18 protein-coding genes are annotated in these 16,024 nt (G+C 72.6%); 8 read left to right on the top strand and 10 right to left on the bottom strand.

Annotated elements, in window-relative coordinates; genetic code table 11:
• Window positions 1-5: 5 nt before the first annotated feature.
• The 7 genes from pstA to ACTWM8_RS28245 form a co-directional block, all read right to left on the bottom strand.
• Window positions 6-1,094, bottom strand: a complete 1,089-nt coding sequence (pstA, locus tag ACTWM8_RS28275) for a phosphate ABC transporter permease PstA (protein ID WP_446211591.1) — start codon at window positions 1,092-1,094, stop codon at window positions 6-8.
• Entirely contained in the window at window positions 1,091-2,185 is a 1,095-nt protein-coding gene (gene pstC / locus ACTWM8_RS28270) for a phosphate ABC transporter permease subunit PstC (RefSeq protein WP_377605664.1), read from the bottom strand. Before pstC ends, pstA begins: the two co-directional genes overlap by 4 nt.
• 45 nt (window positions 2,186-2,230) lie before the next feature.
• Window positions 2,231-3,334, bottom strand: a complete 1,104-nt coding sequence (gene pstS, locus ACTWM8_RS28265; RefSeq protein WP_446211590.1) for a phosphate ABC transporter substrate-binding protein PstS — start codon at window positions 3,332-3,334, stop codon at window positions 2,231-2,233.
• 281 nt (window positions 3,335-3,615) lie between these two features.
• A complete protein-coding gene (pstS, locus tag ACTWM8_RS28260; protein WP_446211589.1) occupies window positions 3,616-4,677 on the bottom strand; it encodes a phosphate ABC transporter substrate-binding protein PstS in 1,062 nt (353 codons plus the stop codon).
• 6 nt (window positions 4,678-4,683) lie between these two features.
• Entirely contained in the window at window positions 4,684-5,610 is a 927-nt protein-coding gene (gene mshD / locus ACTWM8_RS28255; protein ID WP_446211588.1) for a mycothiol synthase, read from the bottom strand.
• A 31-nt stretch (window positions 5,611-5,641) separates the two neighbouring features.
• Complete coding sequence (locus ACTWM8_RS28250; RefSeq protein ID WP_446211587.1) at window positions 5,642-6,505, bottom strand: polysaccharide deacetylase family protein; 864 nt, start codon at window positions 6,503-6,505, stop codon at window positions 5,642-5,644.
• Window positions 6,506-6,717: 212 nt separating this feature from the next.
• Entirely contained in the window at window positions 6,718-7,446 is a 729-nt protein-coding gene (locus ACTWM8_RS28245) for a winged helix-turn-helix transcriptional regulator (protein WP_377605674.1), read from the bottom strand.
• A 250-nt stretch (window positions 7,447-7,696) separates the two neighbouring features.
• Between ACTWM8_RS28245 and ACTWM8_RS28240 the strand changes: the two genes are divergently transcribed.
• The 6 genes from ACTWM8_RS28240 (at window position 7,697) to ACTWM8_RS28215 (ending at window position 12,170) form a co-directional block, all read left to right on the top strand.
• Window positions 7,697-8,743, top strand: coding sequence for a hypothetical protein (locus ACTWM8_RS28240; protein WP_446211586.1), 1,047 nt, complete (start codon window positions 7,697-7,699; stop codon window positions 8,741-8,743).
• A gap of 106 nt (window positions 8,744-8,849) precedes the next feature.
• The gene (locus ACTWM8_RS28235) at window positions 8,850-9,638 is read left to right on the top strand and encodes an LmeA family phospholipid-binding protein (RefSeq protein WP_280839473.1); all 789 of its coding nucleotides are present in this window, start codon (window positions 8,850-8,852) and stop codon (window positions 9,636-9,638) included.
• 106 nt (window positions 9,639-9,744) lie between these two features.
• Window positions 9,745-9,822, top strand: coding sequence for an Ms5788A family Cys-rich leader peptide (locus ACTWM8_RS28230; RefSeq protein WP_323135737.1), 78 nt, complete (start codon window positions 9,745-9,747; stop codon window positions 9,820-9,822).
• Window positions 9,823-10,026: 204 nt separating this feature from the next.
• Complete coding sequence (locus tag ACTWM8_RS28225) at window positions 10,027-10,875, top strand: sulfurtransferase (protein ID WP_446211585.1); 849 nt, start codon at window positions 10,027-10,029, stop codon at window positions 10,873-10,875.
• A 1-nt stretch (window position 10,876) separates the two neighbouring features.
• Window positions 10,877-11,206: a DUF1416 domain-containing protein gene (locus tag ACTWM8_RS28220; protein WP_446211584.1), complete on the top strand. Its 330-nt coding sequence runs from the start codon at window positions 10,877-10,879 to the stop codon at window positions 11,204-11,206.
• Window positions 11,207-11,327: 121 nt separating this feature from the next.
• Window positions 11,328-12,170 (top strand): hypothetical protein, encoded by an 843-nt coding sequence (locus ACTWM8_RS28215; RefSeq protein WP_446211583.1) that lies wholly within the window; start codon window positions 11,328-11,330, stop codon window positions 12,168-12,170.
• A gap of 52 nt (window positions 12,171-12,222) precedes the next feature.
• Here the strand turns inward: ACTWM8_RS28215 and ACTWM8_RS28210 are convergent, their stop codons facing one another.
• From ACTWM8_RS28210 to ACTWM8_RS28200, 3 genes are all read right to left on the bottom strand, one after another.
• Window positions 12,223-14,277, bottom strand: coding sequence for an amylo-alpha-1,6-glucosidase (locus tag ACTWM8_RS28210; protein WP_446211582.1), 2,055 nt, complete (start codon window positions 14,275-14,277; stop codon window positions 12,223-12,225).
• On the bottom strand, window positions 14,274-14,654 hold the full coding sequence (locus ACTWM8_RS28205; protein ID WP_446211581.1) for an SCP2 sterol-binding domain-containing protein: 381 nt from the start codon (window positions 14,652-14,654) through the stop codon (window positions 14,274-14,276). Before ACTWM8_RS28205 ends, ACTWM8_RS28210 begins: the two co-directional genes overlap by 4 nt.
• A gap of 79 nt (window positions 14,655-14,733) precedes the next feature.
• Entirely contained in the window at window positions 14,734-15,108 is a 375-nt protein-coding gene (locus ACTWM8_RS28200) for a DsrE family protein (RefSeq protein WP_238448256.1), read from the bottom strand.
• Between the two features lie 12 nt (window positions 15,109-15,120).
• Between ACTWM8_RS28200 and mtfM the strand changes: the two genes are divergently transcribed.
• Both mtfM and ACTWM8_RS28190 read left to right on the top strand, forming a co-directional pair.
• Window positions 15,121-15,225, top strand: a complete 105-nt coding sequence (gene mtfM / locus ACTWM8_RS28195) for a small membrane protein MtfM (protein ID WP_267897534.1) — start codon at window positions 15,121-15,123, stop codon at window positions 15,223-15,225.
• A gap of 182 nt (window positions 15,226-15,407) precedes the next feature.
• Window positions 15,408-16,010 (top strand): FABP family protein, encoded by a 603-nt coding sequence (locus ACTWM8_RS28190; RefSeq protein ID WP_334571364.1) that lies wholly within the window; start codon window positions 15,408-15,410, stop codon window positions 16,008-16,010.
• Window positions 16,011-16,024 lie beyond the last annotated feature (14 nt).

Genomic DNA, 16,024 nt, shown 5'->3' with positions numbered 1-16,024 from the left:
GGGGATCATCGGGCGAGCCGGTTGCGACGGGCCAGCAACTTCGCCGCGATGGTGAGGACGAGTACGAGGGCGACCAGGGTCAACGCCGCGGTCCACGCCCGCGCCGGCGAGTACTTCGAGGCCTCGCCGGCCTGCTGGTAGACGAAGAGGGCCAGCGACGACTGGTTGTTCTCGAACGGGTTGAGGTTGATCGCCGCGCCGCCGCCGGCGACGAGCAGCACCGGGGCGGTCTCGCCGGCGGCCCGCGCGATGGCGAGCATGATGCCGGTGACGATGCCCGGCAGCGCCGTCGGCACCACGACCCGCAGGATGGTCTTCCACTTCGGTACGCCGAGGGCGTACGCGCCCTCGCGCAGCGGCGCCGGGACGAGACGCAGCATCTCCTCGGTGGAGCGGACCACGGTCGGCAGCATCAGCACGCTGAGTGCCAGCGCGGCGGCGAAACCGGAGAAGCCGGGCCGGCCGTCGTTGAACCACGGCGAGACGATCAGCACCCAGAACGCCAGCACGAAGAGGCCGGTGACGATCGACGGGATGCCGGTCATCACGTCGACGAAGAACCGGATCGCGAAGGCGAACCGGCCCCGCCCGTACTCGACCACGTAGATCGCGCAGAGCACCCCGAGCGGGACGGTGATCAGGGTGGCGATGCCGACCTGCTCCAGCGTGCCGACGATGGCGTGGTAGGCGCCACCGTTGGGATCCCGGGCCCCGATGTTGTTCATCGAGGTGCCGAAGAAGTTGCCGTCGAGGCGTTCCGTGCCCTTGCTGAACAGAGTCCAGACCACCGAGGCCAGGGGCAGCACGGCCAGCACGAAGGCGGAGTGGATCAGCGCGCTCCACGTGCGGTTGCGGGCCGACCGGCGGCCCTCGACCGCGTTGGCGGCGGCGAAGAGGCCGGCCAGGTAGAGCAGCGCGCCGACGACGACGACCAGGACCGGGCCGCCGATGCCGGCGCCGTAGACGATCCCGGCGGCGAGCAGCAGGGCCGTCACCGCGATGGCGGGGGCGGCGTACGCGGGCAGGCGCCGGGCCCGCAGGGTCACCGGCTGCGCCGGCGGGCGGGGACGGTGTGAGGTGAGGGTGGTGGTCATGCGGCCGACTCCGTGAACTCGCGGCGGCGGTAGATGATCGCCCGGGCGGTGATGTTGACGATCAGGGTGATGGCGAAGAGGACCAGACCGGAGGCGATCAGCGCGCCCCGGCCGGTGTCGTTCGCCTCGGCGAACCGGTTCGCGATGTTCGCCGCGATGGTGTTGCCGCCGCTCTCGAGGATGTTGAACGAGATGGCGTAGGTGGAGCCGAGGGTCAGCGCCAGCGCGATGGTCTCGCCGAGCGCCCGGCCGAGGCCGAGCATGACGGCGGCGATGATGCCGGGCCGCCCGTACGGCAGCACCGCGGTGCGCAGCATCTCCCAGCGGGTGGCGCCCAGCGCGAGGGCGGCCTCCTCGTTGGCGGTCGGGGTCTGGAGGAAGACCTCCCGGGAGAGCGAGGTGATGATCGGCAGCACCATGATCGCCAGCACCACCGACCCGAGCAGGATCGAGTTCCCGAACGGTCCGTCGCCGCCGAAGATCGGGATCCAGCTGAAGTACTTGTTCAGCCAGGCCGACAGGTCCGAGATGGGCCCGACGAGGTAGTCCCGGCCCCAGAGCCCGAAGACCACACTCGGCACGGCGGCCAGCAGGTCGATCAGGAACCCGAGACCGTTGCCCAGCCGGCGCGGGGCGTAGTGGGAGAGGTAGAGGGCGATGCCCAGCGCCACCGGCACCGCCATGAGCAGTGCCAGCAGCGCGGTGAGCACGGTGCCGAAGGCGAGCGCGCCGATGCCGAACGTGGGCGGGTTCTCGTTGGGGAACCAGCCCTCGAAGGTCCAGAAGTTCTCGGTGTTGGCCTGCAACGCGGGAACGGCCTTGGCGATCAGGAAGATCGCGATGGCCGCGATGATGACCAGCACGGCGGTTCCGGCGGCCAGGGTCAGGCCGCGGAACGCCCGTTCGGCACCGAAGGCCCGGGCCCGGGGCAGCGCGCCGCCGCCGCCCAGCCCGTCGCCGTCCGGAATCCGGCCGCCACTGACGGAGGTCTCGGCCACACGCGCCGAGGCACCGGCGAGCCGGTCGTGACCTGAGGTCACGCGCGTCCCGCCGGTGCCGGCGTGTGCCGAGCGGTGAGGGGTTTCACCCATCTGCTCGCTCGCTTCGAATTGAGAGGTGGTGTCGCTCGGGGTAGATCAGCCGAGGTTCTTGACCGCGGCCTCGACCTTGGTGCGGACCGAGTCGGGCAGCGGGGCGTAGCCCAGCTCGACCAGGTCGGCCTGGCCCTCCGCGCTGGCGGCGTGGCCGAGCAGGCCCTTGACCAGCGGAAGCTTGTCGGCCGCGAGGCCCTTGTTGCAGACGATCTCGTAGGTCACCAGGACGATCGGGTAGGCCCCGGCCTCCTTGGTGTTGTAGTCGATCGACATCTTGAGGTCGTCGCCCTGGCCCGCGATCTTGGCCCCGGCGATGGTCTTGCCGGCCGAGTCGGCGGTCAGCTCGGTGAACTCGCCGGCGCCGTTCTGGATCTTGGCCTTCTTGAGGCCCGAGTTCTCGGCGTAGGACCACTCGACGTAGCTGATCGTGCCCACGGTGCTCTTGACCTTGCTGGCCACACCGTCGGACTTGGCCGCGCCGACGCCGCCCGGGGCCTTCCACGCCTTGGCGTTGCCGAAGGTCCAGTCCGACTCGGCGGTCTTGGACAGGTACTTGGTGAAGTTGTCCGTGGTGCCCGACTCGTCGGAGCGGTGCACCGTCTGGATCGCGGCGGCCGGCAGCTTCGCGGTCGGGTTGTCGGCCTTGATGGCCGCGTCATCCCACTTGGTGACCTTGCCGGCGAAGACCTTCGCGAGCGTGGTCGGGCTGAGCTGGAGGTTGTCCACGCCGTCGACGTTGTAGACGACCGCGACCGGGCCGATCACCATCGGGAGGTTGAGCGCCTGGCCGCCCGCGCACTTGGCGTCGGCCTGCGGCTTCTCCTCCTCCTTCAGGGCGGAGTCGGAGCCGGCGAAGTCGGCGGTGCCGGCGATGAAGGCCTGGATGCCGGCGCCCGAGCCGGTCGGCTCGTAGTTGATCGTCGTACCGCCGCACTTCTGCTGGTACGCCTTGATCCACTCGGCCATGGCGTTCTTCTGCGCGGAGGAGCCCTGCGCGTTCAGCGTGCCCTTGGCGCAGTCAGCCGCACTGGCGGAACCCGAGGCGGACGTGCCGGCCGGCTCGTTGTTGTCCGAGCCGCATGCACTGAGACCGAGCACCGCGGTAAGAGCGAGGCAGGCGATGATGCCGTGCCGCTGGAGCTTCACCTGAGGGGTTTCCCTTCACGTCTTTTGTCAGGTCGCCCGGAAGGGGCCCGGGCGCCGGCGCTGACCGGCTGACACGAAAGCTAGAAGTGCCAGGTAGACGGTTCGCCGGTCAGAAGTGAACGGAAGATGAACAAGCGCGGCCGACGGGGTGGCCATGGGCTGAGGGCCGGTTGTCCGATAGGTGAACTGCCGGCCTGCTATCGCCATTTATCCGACTTGCCGGGACGGCTGTTATCCCGCCGATGCGCTGCCGTTACCGCGCAGTGACCGCCCGGGAGCCCTCAGCCGAGGCCGTCGACGGCCGCCCGCACCCGGATCCGCAGCTCCTCCGGCAGCGCCGCGTAGCCCTGCCGGGCGATCGACCGCTGCCCGTCCTCGCTGGCGGCGTAGCCGAGGAAGCCCTTCACCAGAGCCGTCTTGTCGGCGGAACGCCCCCGGTCGCAGACGACCTCCGAGGTGATCAGCACGATCGGGTACGCGGCCGGGTCCGTCGGGGTGGGGTCCACCCGCACCGCCAGGCCGCTGGGCGGCACCTGGACGCTGCGTACCGCCGCCTCGCCGGACGGTAGAACGAACCGGTCCGCGCCGGTGCGTACCGCGGCGACCGCCAGCCCCCGCGGCCGGGCGTACGAGAGTTCCAGGTAGCCGATCGCCCCCTCGGTGTGGTGGACCGCGCTCGCGACCCGCTCCGAGCCGGCCGCGCCGGTGCCGTCCGGCGCCCGCCAGTCCCGCTCGGAGCCGAAGGGCCAGTCCGGCCCGGCGCTCGCGGTGAGGTAGCTGGTGAAGGTCTCCGTGGTGCCGGAGGAGTCCTGCCGGTGCACGGCGCGGACCCGGGTGGGCGGCAGCGCGACACCCGGGTTGTCCGCCTGGATCGCCGGATCGTCCCAGCGCCGGATCGCGCCACCGAAGACCTTCGCCAGCGTGGCCGGGCTCAGCCGCAGCTCGGGCACGCCGCCCAGGCGGTACGCCACCGCGACCGGCCCGACGACCATCGGCACGCTCACCGCCCGGCCACCCGAGCAGCGCGCGTCCGCCTGGGCCTGCTCCATCGCCTTCAGCGGGGAGTCCGTCCCCACCAGGTCGACCGTGCCGCCGAGGAAGGCCCGGATGCCCGTCCCCGAGCCGGACGGGTCGTAGTTGACCGTGGCGCCGGGGCAGGAGCGCTGGTAGTCGTTGCGCCACAGGTCCATCGCGTTGCGCTGGGCGGACGAGCCCTGGGCGTCGAGCGTGCCGGGTACGCACAGCCGGGCGGGCACCGGCCCGCCATCGGACCGGGCTGGGTCACCGCACCCGGCGACCAGGAGCAGCGCGCCGAGGCCGGCTGCCACCCGACCGCCGCGCACGCCGGCTCAGCCCAGCTGGTAGTTGACGTGCCCGCACCAGCGGGCGAAACCGATCCGCTCGTAGAGCGCCACCGCGCTGGTGTTCGACTCGTCGACGTAGAGCATCACCCGGTCCAGCCCGCGCGCGTCCCGCAGGTGGGCCAGGCCGGCGGTGGTCAGCGCCCGGCCGAGCCCACCGCCGTGCGCCGCCGGGTCCACCCCGAGCACGTAGACCTCGCCGATCCGGGCCGAGCCGGGACGTTCGTGCACCTTGGTCCAGTGGAAGCCGAGCAGTCGACCGCTGGCCTCCTCGGCGGCGAGCAGGAAACCGGCCGGGTCGAACCACGGTTCGGCCAGCCGGGCGCGCAGGTCGGCCGGGGTCCACCGGCCCTGCTCAGGGTGCGCGGCGAAGGCGCGGGTGTTCAGGGCGAGCCAGGCCTCGTCGTCCGCGCCGGGGCGGAAGGCGCGCAGCCCGACGCCGTCCGGCAGCCGGGGCGCGGGCAACGCGGCGGCCAGCGAGCGGCGCAGTTGCCAGAGCACCCGGGCGCGGGTGAAACCCAGGTCGACGGCGAGCGCCGCGGCGGAGGGGTGGTCCCCGTGTGCCCAGGCCCGCACCGGCCCGGACGCCGCCGCCAGCACGCCCCGGGCCAGCGCCCGGCCGGTGCCCCGCCGCCGGTACGCCGGATGGACCGCCAGCTCCGCGCCGACGCCGGCCGCCGGGTCGGAGGTGTCCACGTGGGCGTACCCGGTCAGGGTGCCGTCGATGGCGCGGGCGGTCAGGTGCACGGCCGGCGCTTCCGGGTCCCGCAGCCGCAGCAGCGTGTGCTCGTCGAACGGGTCCGCGCCGTCGGCGTCGCCGGCGAGGCGGGCCAGCGCCAGGGCCTCGGCCACCTCGGCCGGGGCGAGTCGGTCGGCCCGGGCCACCCGGTCGGTCGTCGGTTCCGCGCTGCTCACCCCGTCACCGTAGCCCCATCGGCGCGGGGGCTCAGGTGGTGCCGTCGACCGGCAGTGCCTCCAGGCGGAAGCGGCTGGTCAGGTCGGGCAGGATGTGACGCAGCGCGTCGACCGTCCCCTGCCGGTCCCCGCCGGCGTCGTGCAGCAGCACGATCGAGCCGGGCCCGACGCCCTGGGTGACCTGGGTGGCGATCCGGGCGGCGCCGGGCGTCTCCCAGTCCGCCGGGTCCACGTTCCAGTGCAGCGAAATCATCCCCAGCGCCTTGGCGACCGACACGACCGGGTACGTCCAGGCGCCGCCGGGCTGCCGGTACCAGGCGATGGGGGCGTCGGGCACGGCGTCGTGGATCGCCTGGTTGGTCCGCAGCAGGTCGGCGCGGATCGTGGCGGGAGAGCGCTGGCCCAGCTGCACGTCGTGCTGCCAGGAGTGGTTGCACAGGGTGTGCCCGTCGGCCGCGATCGCCTGGATCAGGTCCGGGTGAGCCTGCGCGTTCTCGCCGACCACGCAGAAGGTGGCCCGGACGTGGAACTCGCGGAGGATCTCCAGCACCTGCGGGGTGTACGCCGGGTCCGGCCCGTCGTCGAAGGTGAGCGCCACCTCGGAGGAGCCGGTGGTCACCCGGCTGCCGAACAGGCCGTCGTCCGGGTTCTCGGTCGGGTGACGGGCGTCGGGCTCCTGGCCGGCCTCGGCGCGGCCCGACGGGGCGTCCGTGGGGATGCCGGACCCGGGCGACTGGTCGCCGTACTCGGTGTCGTGGATGCTGGCCGTGACGCCGGCTCGGGATCGGGGCTGGTCGGGGATCAGGCTCCGGCCGAGCGCGTACGCGGAGCCGAGCAGGGCGGCCAGCACGAGGACGACGATGCCCACGGCGCGGCCGGTGCTCCGGGGGCCCATCACTGCCACCGCCGGTGTGGACCGTGGGCCGGTCCCCTCGTCGCCCCCGTGGTCAGTGCCCACACCGCCGCCCCTCTCGCCGCCAACTCGCCCTGAGAATAGGACCGGCAAGAAGGGCAAAAGGGGCGGATCGGAAACAGTGCTCCGGACGGGTGGAACCGCGACGGTCGCGGCTCAAATGGGCGATGCGGCCCGATCGTACCGACCGGTGATCAGGCGTGCTCCGCCCGGACCGGCCGCGGGGCGTGCTCCGCCTCCGGCAGGGACCGCGACGGCGGAACCACGAACTTGTAGCCCACCTGGCGGACCGTGCCGATCATCGACTCGTACTCCGAGCCGAGCTTGGCCCGCAGCCGCCGGACGTGCACGTCCACCGTCCGGGTGCCGCCGAAGTAGTCGTACCCCCAGACCTCGCGGAGCAGCTGGTCCCGGGTGAAGACCCGGCCCGGGTGCTGGGCCAGGAACTTCAGCAGCTCGAACTCCTTGTAGGTGAGGTCGAGTGGCCGGCCCTTGAGCTTGGCCGCGTAGGTGTCCGGGTCGATGGTCAGCTCGCCGGCCCGGATCGAGCCGCCGGCGCCGGCGGTGGCGTTGCTGAGCCGGCCGACCGCGAGGCGCAACCGGGCCTCCACCTCGGCCGGGCCGGCGCTGGCCAGGATGACGTCGTCCACGCCCCAGTCGGCGTTCAACGCGATCAGCCCCGCCTCGGTCACCACCGCCACCAGCGGCACGCCGAGGCCGGTGGCGTGCAGCATCCGGCAGGTCGCCCGCGCCTCGCTGAGCTCGGACCGCGCGTCCACCAGCACCGCGTCCGGGCTCGGACCGGCGACCAGGGTGCGGACGTCGCGGGGCGCGGTGCGGACCGAGTGCGGCAGCAGGTCGAGCGCCGGCAGCACTGCCGATGGTTCACCTGCGCGCGCGGTCACCAGCAACAGGATCTCCACACGATCACCTCCGTCCGGCGGCGGCGAAGCCGCGCGCGACCAGCGGCAGCCCGGAGGGCGTGGCGCTGCGAAACAGCGTGGGTCCCGGCGTCGCTGACGGGCGGGTAACGGCTTGAGCGTAACTGATGGCCCAGGTGAGCCCAGCTCGTCCTTTCCTGTTTGTCGGATCTGCCCATGATCGCGCCGCAGGTTTTAACGTTGCCGAAACCGTGACCTCCGCCGGAGCCACCTGGTCTGGCACGATCGGGGCGTGTTTCCCTCCAGCTCGCCCGAGACCGGCCGTGACCCGTGGCCCGACGACGCCCGTTCGGGGCAGGTCGGCCCCGCCCGTGGCCTCCCGCCCGGTCCGCGTACCGGGCCGACCGACGACGGTGAGCCGCGGCGGGAGCGCGGGCCGCGCCGGGCCCGCAAGGGCGGCGCGCCCCGCCGGCCCGACGACGAGGCGGCGGAGCCGGAGGCGGAGGTCGTCGAGCCGGTCGACGTGCGCAAGCCGCTCTCGCTGACCGTCGCGGGCTTCGCCGCGCTGCTCGGGGTGGGCCTGGTGCTCGGCGCCCAGACCGCCGGGCCGGGGCACCGGCTGCCCTTCGCCTTCATCGTCTTCGGCGTGCAGCTGCTCTTCGTCCTCGCCTGGACGATGGCCATGCGCCCGCCCGCCCTGCTGCTGGTCGCGGTGGTCAGCGCCGCCGTCGCCGGCGCGGCGGACGTCGCCGCGGTGCAGTCGGACATCGCCGGCCTCGCGCCGCTCGGCTACGTCGCGGCGGGCGGCTTCCTGCTCGGCGTGCTGGGTCAGCTCGTCCGCCGGGTGGACCGGATCCGGGTCACCGACTCGCTCGGCACCACCCTGCTCATCGTGGTCGGGGTGGTCGCGTTCGCCACCCTGATCACGCTCAGCCGGATTCCGGCCGGCACCCAGGCGATCACCGTCTGTCTGGCCGCCACCGGCGTCGCGCTCACCGTCGCCCGGCTCACCGACGCCGTGCTGCCCTGGCCCCGGCTCGCTCCGCAGGTGCCACGGGGCGCGGCCGGCGTGGTGGCCGGGGCGATGATCGGCACCCTGACCAGCGCGGTGCTCGGCAGCTACCTGGTCGGCTTCACCCCGACCAGCGCCGCGCTGATCGGCCTGGTCACCGCCGCCACCGCCGTGCTGGCCGACCTCGCCGTCGGGTACGCCGAGGCGGGCCGCCTGATGGCCGGCGAGCCGCCGACGCTGTGGATCGCCCGGCACATGCAGGGTCCGCTGGGCGGGTTCGCGCTCGCCGCGCCGGCCGCGTACGCCATGTGCGTGCTCTTCCTCTGACCTACGGTTGAGCGTCACGCCGCTCGGGTACCAACGGTGCGCCGCACCGGTGGCGCGGTGGACACGGACGTCGCGGGACAGCGACGGCGACGGACGAGGAGGCGGCGTGGCAGAGGCGTACCCCGCGTACGAGGAGCGTCCCCGGCGGCGGGGGCGCAAGGTGCTGGTCACGCTGGTCGTCCTTTTGCTGCTCCTGGTCGGGCTGCTGGTCGTGGCCGACCGGGTGGCGGCCGGGGTGGCCGAGCGCGCCATCGCCGACCAGGTGAAGCAGGAGGTCGCCAAGCAGGACGCCCAGTCCGCCCCGCCCAAGGTCGACGTCGGCGGCTTCCCGTTCCTGACCCAGGTGCTCGACGGCCGCTACGAGCGGATCTCCATCGTGCTGACCGACGTGCGAGGTTCGGTCGAGGGCAACGCGGTGAGCGTGCCCCGGTTGGACGTGGACGCCCGGAACGTGCGGGCCTCGCTGGACACCCTCCGCTCCGGCAGCGGCGACGTGGTCGCCGAGAAGGTCGACGGCACCGGCACCGTCACCTACGACAGCCTGGCCGCCCTGCTGGACCGCCCCGGTCTGAAGCTCGGCGAGCAGAACGGCAAGCTCGCCGTGACCGCCCCGGTGGACATCCTCGGGCAGAAGCTCACCGTCACCGGCACCGCCGACGTGACCGTGGCCGAGGGCAACAAGGTCGCGCTGCGCTTCAACGACCTGACCGCCGAGGGGCTGCCGGCGGTGCCGCTGGCCCGGACGCTGCTGAGCAACTACGCCAAGGGCATCTCGATCGACGTGCCCCTGCCCGAGCTGCCGTTCCAGCTCAACGTCCGCAAGGTCGAGCCCAGGCCGGAGGGGCTGGTGGTGACCGCCGACGCGGCGAACGTACCGATCAACTCGGCCCGCTGACCGGGCAACCGAACGACGGCCCGGCCGCCCGGTCGGGCCGTCGTCGTGTCCCGCATGCTGGTCGGACCGGTGGCGCTCTCGGAGACGGCTGCTAGGCTCCCTGCTCATGGGGACGCACCTCACCAAACGGCGCGCGGTCGACCTGTGCCGCGTGGCCACCTGCCTGTGTCGCTCCGTCATCTGACGGCGGGGCTGTCTCCGGCCGCCTAGCGGCCAACCGGCTTCAGGGTCTCTCCACCCTCCGGTGCTCTTTCCCACCGCACGCCCGGCAGCGGCGCCGTCGCACGAACCCGTGATCCGTTCCTCTATGGGTCCCGCGCGTGGTGCGACAATCACCGATTTCGATCCCGCGCAGGCTCACCATCCATCCTCACCAGGGAGTGATTCGATGAGTCGCGACACCGCACTCGTCTCGGCCGAGTGGGCCGAGAAGAACATCGACGCCCCGGGCGTCGTCTTCGTCGAGGTCGACGAGGACACCTCGGCCTACGACACCGGCCACCTCGCCGGCGCGATCAAGCTCGACTGGAAGAACGACCTTCAGGACCCGGTGCGCCGGGATTTCGTCAACAAGGCCCAGTTCGAGGCGCTGCTCTCCGAGCGGGGCATCAGCAACGACGACACCGTCATCCTGTACGGCGGCAACAACAACTGGTTCGCCGCGTACGCGTACTGGTACTTCACGCTCTACGGCCACCGGAACGTGAAGCTGATCGACGGCGGTCGCAAGAAGTGGGAGCTGGACGGTCGCCCGCTGGTCACCGACGCCGTCTCCCGCCCGGCCACCCGGTACGTGGCCCAGGAGCAGGACAGCTCGATCCGCGCCTTCCGGGACGAGGTCGTCGCGGCGATCGGCAGCAGGAACCTGGTCGACGTGCGCTCCCCCGACGAGTACGGCGGTCGGCTGCTCGCCCCGGCCCACCTGCCTCAGGAGCAGGCACAGCGGGCCGGCCACGTCCCCACCGCGGTCAACGTCCCCTGGTCCAAGGCGGCCAACGAGGACGGCACCTTCAAGTCCGACGACCAGCTGCGTTCGATCTACGCCGCCGCGGGGCTGGACGACAGCAAGGACGTCATCGCGTACTGCCGGATCGGTGAGCGCTCCTCGCACACCTGGTTCGTGCTCAAGGAACTGCTCGGCCACCAGAACGTGAAGAACTACGACGGCTCGTGGGTCGAGTACGGCTCGCTGGTCGGCGTGCCGGTGGCGCTCGGCGACACTCCTGGGGAGGCCTGAGATGACTGCTCCCACCGCCCCTACCGCCGCGGGTTGCGCCGCTCCTGACCAGGCCGCGCCGCTGCCGGCCAGCCTGGACCTGGAGAAGGAAACCGTCATCACCGGTGTCGTCCGCTCCGACGCGGGCGAGATCGTGCCGGGCGCGTACGTCCGGCTGCTCGACTCGACCGGTGAGTTCACCGCCGAGGTGGTCACCTCCCCGGGCGGGCAGTTCCGGTTCTTCGCCGCGCCGGGCAGCTGGACGCTGCGGGCGCTGTCCCGGCACGGCAACGGCGACACCGCCGTGACCGCCGGACGGGGCATCAACGAGGTCTCCGTGACCGTCGCCTGACCCACGCTCTGATCGGCCCGGGGCCGGTCACCCCACCCGGGGTGACCGGCCCCGGTCGTCTGCCCGGCCTCCGTCGCAGGGGGCGGCCGGCCCGACGGCGGGCGCGTGACACGATGGGCGGGTGAGCGGTGCTGTCCAGGCGGGGTGGGCCCCGCCGAGTGGTCCTACCGAGCCGGCGCCCACCCGAGGGTGGCCGCGCTGGCTGCTGGCGGCCACCGTGCTCTGGGCGGTGCTGCTGGGCGCGCTGACCTGGTGGTCCGTGCGGCACGACCCGCCGACCGTGCGCGAGCAGCGCAGCCTCTCCCTGGCCGTACCGGTGGTCGACCGGGCGGTCGGCCGCCTCGTCGCCGCCACCGGAGACGGGGCCTGGCGGTTGGCCGCGCCCCGGTTCGACCGGGGCTGTCGGGTCACCCCGATGGACGACGGCGCGTCGCTGGCCCGGGACCTGGACGTGGTGGCGGCCGAGGGCGGGGAACGGGCGCTGCTGGAGGCGGTCGCCGGACGGCTCCCGGCGGACTGGCGCGCCGGCGTCCACCTCGGCTCCGACGGTCCCCGGCTGCGGGCCGACGCCGGTGAGTTCGTCGCGGTGCACGGCCGGGTGGTCACCCCCGGCCGGGTCCGGCTGACCGTGGACAGCGGCTGCCGCCCGGACGACGTCGAATACGGGACGCTCCTTCCCGGCTACGACGGCGAGCCGGCCCTGGACGAGGCGCTGCGCGCGCTCGACCGCCCGGCGGGCACCCCGGAACAGGTCGTCGCGCCCTGCCCCGGCGGCGGGCTCGCCAGGACCGCCTGGGTCGCCGCCGGTTCCGCGCCGGCATCGCTGGCGGGGCTGAAGCCGCTGGCCGCCGGCGGCGCGGTGGTCGACACCCCCGAGGTGTACGCCTACCGGCGCGGCACGGCCGTCGTCCTGGCCGACGCGACCGGCGAGCAGGTCCGGGTCTCCGCCTCCACCGGCTGCTGATCCCCCTCGGCGGCCCGGTCGGCGCTGCTCTTCCACGTGGGTGCCGGCGCGGTCAGCGGTCGTGCCGGCTGTCGTGCGGGGTGCGGCTGCGGCCGAGGGCGTCCACCAGGCCCCACCGGCCGGGGATGTCGAGCAGCTCCACCCGGCCCATGCCCTTCGGCACCGCCGGGTCGATGATCAGGTGCTCGCCCTGGGGTTCCAGCCCGAGCATCACCCGCAGCAGCAGCAGGGGCGTCCCCGCCGACCAGGCCTGCGGACTGCACGCCGTGGGGTACTGCACCGGGTACTCGGTGAGCTGGCGGTCGTAGCCGGCGAACGCCTCCGGGAGCCGTCCGTTGAAGTACCGGGAGGCGCTGAGCATGCTCTCGCAGATGCGTCCGGCCTCCTCGCGGAAGCCGTACCGGGCGAGGCCCCAGGCGATGAAGGCGTTGTCGAACGGCCAGACCGTCCCGACGTGGTAGCCGACCGGGTTGTACCGCCCCTGGTCGCTGGCGAGCGTGCGTACCCCCCAGCCGGAGAAGAGCCGGGGGTCGAGCAGGTGTCGGGCGATCCGCTCGGCCCGGGGCTCCTCCACGATGCCGCTCCACAGCAGGTGCCCGATGTTGGAGGAGAGCGCGTCCACGTGCCGCCCCTCCGGGTCGAGGGCGAGCGCGAAGTACTCGCGCTCGGGGATCCAGAAGTCCCGGTTGAAGCGCTCCTTGAGGTCGGCGGCCTCGCGTTCCAGCCGCTCGGCGTAGGCGGGGTCGTTCCAGAACTGCCGGGCCATCCGGGCGCCGCGCAGCTTCGCGTCGTACGCGTACCCCTGGAGCTCACAGGTGGCCCGAGGGAAGCCCGGCAGCCGGCCGTCGGAGTAGGAGATCGAGTCCCACGAGTCCTTCCAGCACTGGTTCTGCAGGCCCGTGTCCGGGTTGCGGGTGCGGTACCAGAGGTAGCCCGTGCCGAGCAGGTCGCCGTAGCTGTCGATCCACGCCAGCGCCGCCCGGACCGGGAACTCCAGCTTCCGCACCAGGTCGGCGTCGCCGGTCCACCGCTCGTACTCGTCGAGCAGGATCACGAAGAGCGGGGTGGAGTCGGCGGAACCGTAGTAGGGCGAGTGCGGCTGCTCCTCGAAGCCGGCCGTCTCGCCGTAGCGCAGCTCGTGCAGGATCTTGCCCGGCTCCTCGTCGCGGAAGTCGTCCAGGCGGTGACCCTGCAACCCGGCCAGCAGCATGATGGTCGGCGGTATCAGCTCGGGCAGGAACGGCAGCGCCTGGAGCGAGGTGAGGATGCTGTCCCGGCCGAAGATGGTCATGAACCAGGGCAGACCCGCCGCCATCAGCCGTGCGCCGAGGGTGATCGACTCGTAGCGCAGCGAGGCGAGGTCGGTGAGGCTCTGCCGGTACGCGGTGGCCAGCGGCTCGCAGTCGCAGCCCAGTTTGGGCGCGCTGTCGACCAGCTCCTGCTGCTCCGCCAGGATGGCGGCGGGGCCGCGGCTGCCGCGCACCGGGGTGGTCGCGCGGAAGTCCTCCCCGCGGGCGCCGTAGATCAACGCCGCCACGTGCAGCCGGGTACTCCACTCGGCGTGCGGGCCGACGAGGATCGTCCAGGTCATCCCGCCCTGGTCCACCTCGGCGGGGGCGGTGCTGGTGATCACGGTCTCCCGGTGGAACGCCTCCCGCCGGTAGGTCAGCCGCAGTTCGTTCTCGGCGACCGTGGCGATGGTCCGGCCCACCTTGGTCCGCTTGTGTTTGATCTCGAAGAGGTCGGCGAAGTCGGAGCCCATCTCCAGCCGGAGGTTGAACCGCATCTCCCGCTCGGAGTGGTTGAGCACGGTGAGTTCCTCGCCGAGGCTGCCGCCGATGGCCCGCCTGCGGATCACCGACACCTTGGCGTCGAGGTAGTGCGTCGGCTCGCCGGGGACCAGGAAGTACCGCGTCCGGTAGGACTGCGAGTCGTCGATCGACAGGGCGTGCAGCCGCTCCTCGTCGAGGGTCAGCAGCCAGGTGGAGAGGAAGCGGGTGTCGAACGAGAAGAGCCCGGTGGGGAAGTCGAACGACGGCTCGATGTCGCCGCGGCGGTCGCAGACGACGAAGGTGTTGCCGTCGAGGATGCTGACCAACTGCCTCATCCCGACCGGCCGACCTGCTCACGGGCGGTGTCCCGGGGATCCCGGGCCCCGGGCGGGTCGGGGAGGAACCGGCGGAAGGCGAGAAAGAGCGCGGAGTTGCCCCCGAAGGTGCACTCATTGCGCAGGACCGCGGATACGGCCTCGGCCCGGCCGGTGACCAACCGCTCGAAGAGGTCCGCGCTGCTGTTCCAGATGGCGTCCGCGGGGCCGCGGGCCCGGTTGACGATGACTTTGCCGGGGCTCATCTGGACCAGCCAGTGGTCGGTGCGGTTGTCGGTGGTGAGGTCGATCTGGATCGTCCCGGTGAACGGGGTGCGCAGCACCGCCGGGGCGCGCGCCGGCAGCGATGCGAAGAACTCCTCTATCGCCTCGTTCACATCCGAATGGTAGGCAGTGAACCGACAAGTCGGGACGGTATTGGTACTCCACGCAGATCGGACAGGACGTCCGGGTCGGTCAATAGACCAGTGCCTGGGCCCCTTCCGTCATCGCCTCCTCGACGAAGACGGCCGCGCCCGCGATGCGTACGCCGGGCAGCACGTCGCCCGGGCCGATGTCCCGCCGGGCGGCGCACTGGGTGCAGGCGGTGACCCGGCCGGTGGTGAGGATGACGTGCAGCAGTTCGGCCAGGGGCGCCGAGTGCGGCAGCTCGAACTGCTCCGCCCGACCGGGGAGGGCGAACCAGGTCGACTCGCCGGTCAGCCAGAGCGACACCTCCACCCCGGCTGCGGCGGCGGTGGCGGCGACCGTGAAGGCCTGGGCGCACCGCTCCGGTGCGTCCGCACCGGCGGTGGCCTTGACGACGAGAGTGCGGGCCATGACGCCCAGCATAGGATGACCATGATGGTTACCGAGATCGGGTTCGTCAGCCTGCTGGTCGCGGGCCTCGGCGCGCTCGCCGGTGGCCTGGTCTACCTTGCCGTACGCATTTCGAGAGGACGTTGGTGAGCGCGAGGAGTGAGCCGGGTTTGCGAGCCCCGCAGTCGCGAACGGAGATGGCCCGGTGAGCGCGAGGAGTGAGCCGGGTCTGCGAGCCCCGCAGTCGCGAACGGAGATGGCCCGGTGAGCGCGAGGAGTGAGCCGGGTTTGCGAGCCCCGCAGTCGCGAACGAAGGAAAGCGGAGGTAACCGGTGAGCGCGAACCCGTCGGACGAGAACCCGCTGCAGCCGCCGTGGCTGAACGCGCCGCCGGTCGAGGAGTACCCGTACGAGGAGAGCCACGACCTGCGGGTCGGCCCGAAGCTGCACCCGGCGCTCGACGGCCTGCTGCCGTACGTCGGGGTGTGGCGGGGGCGCGGCCGGGGCGGCTTCCCCACCATCGAGGACTTCGACTTCGCCCAGGAGATCCGGATCAGCCACGACGGCCGGCCGTTCCTGCTCTACGAGTCGCGGGCGTGGATCCTCGACGAGCAGAGCCGGCCGGTGCGGCCCGCCGGGCGTGAGGTCGGCTGGTGGCGTCCGGTGCTCAGTGGCGACCGGGCCACCGACGAACTGGAGGCGCTGATGATGAGCCCCACCGGGATCATGGAGCTCTACATCGGCAAGCGCACCGGCACCCAGATCGAGTTCGCCACCGACGCGGTCGTGCGGACCTCCACCGCCAAGGAGGTCACCGCCGGCGCCCGACTCTTCGGCATCGTCGAGGGCGCGCTGCTCTACGCCCAGGAGATGGCCGGCATGGGCCACCCCCTCTCGCCGCACCTCTCCGCCCGCCTCATCCGCGTGGCCGGCTGACCCACCCTCCGGCA

Source organism: Micromonospora sp. IBSANI012, assembly GCF_052814045.1.
This window is presented reverse-complemented; position numbering and strand designations above follow the sequence as displayed.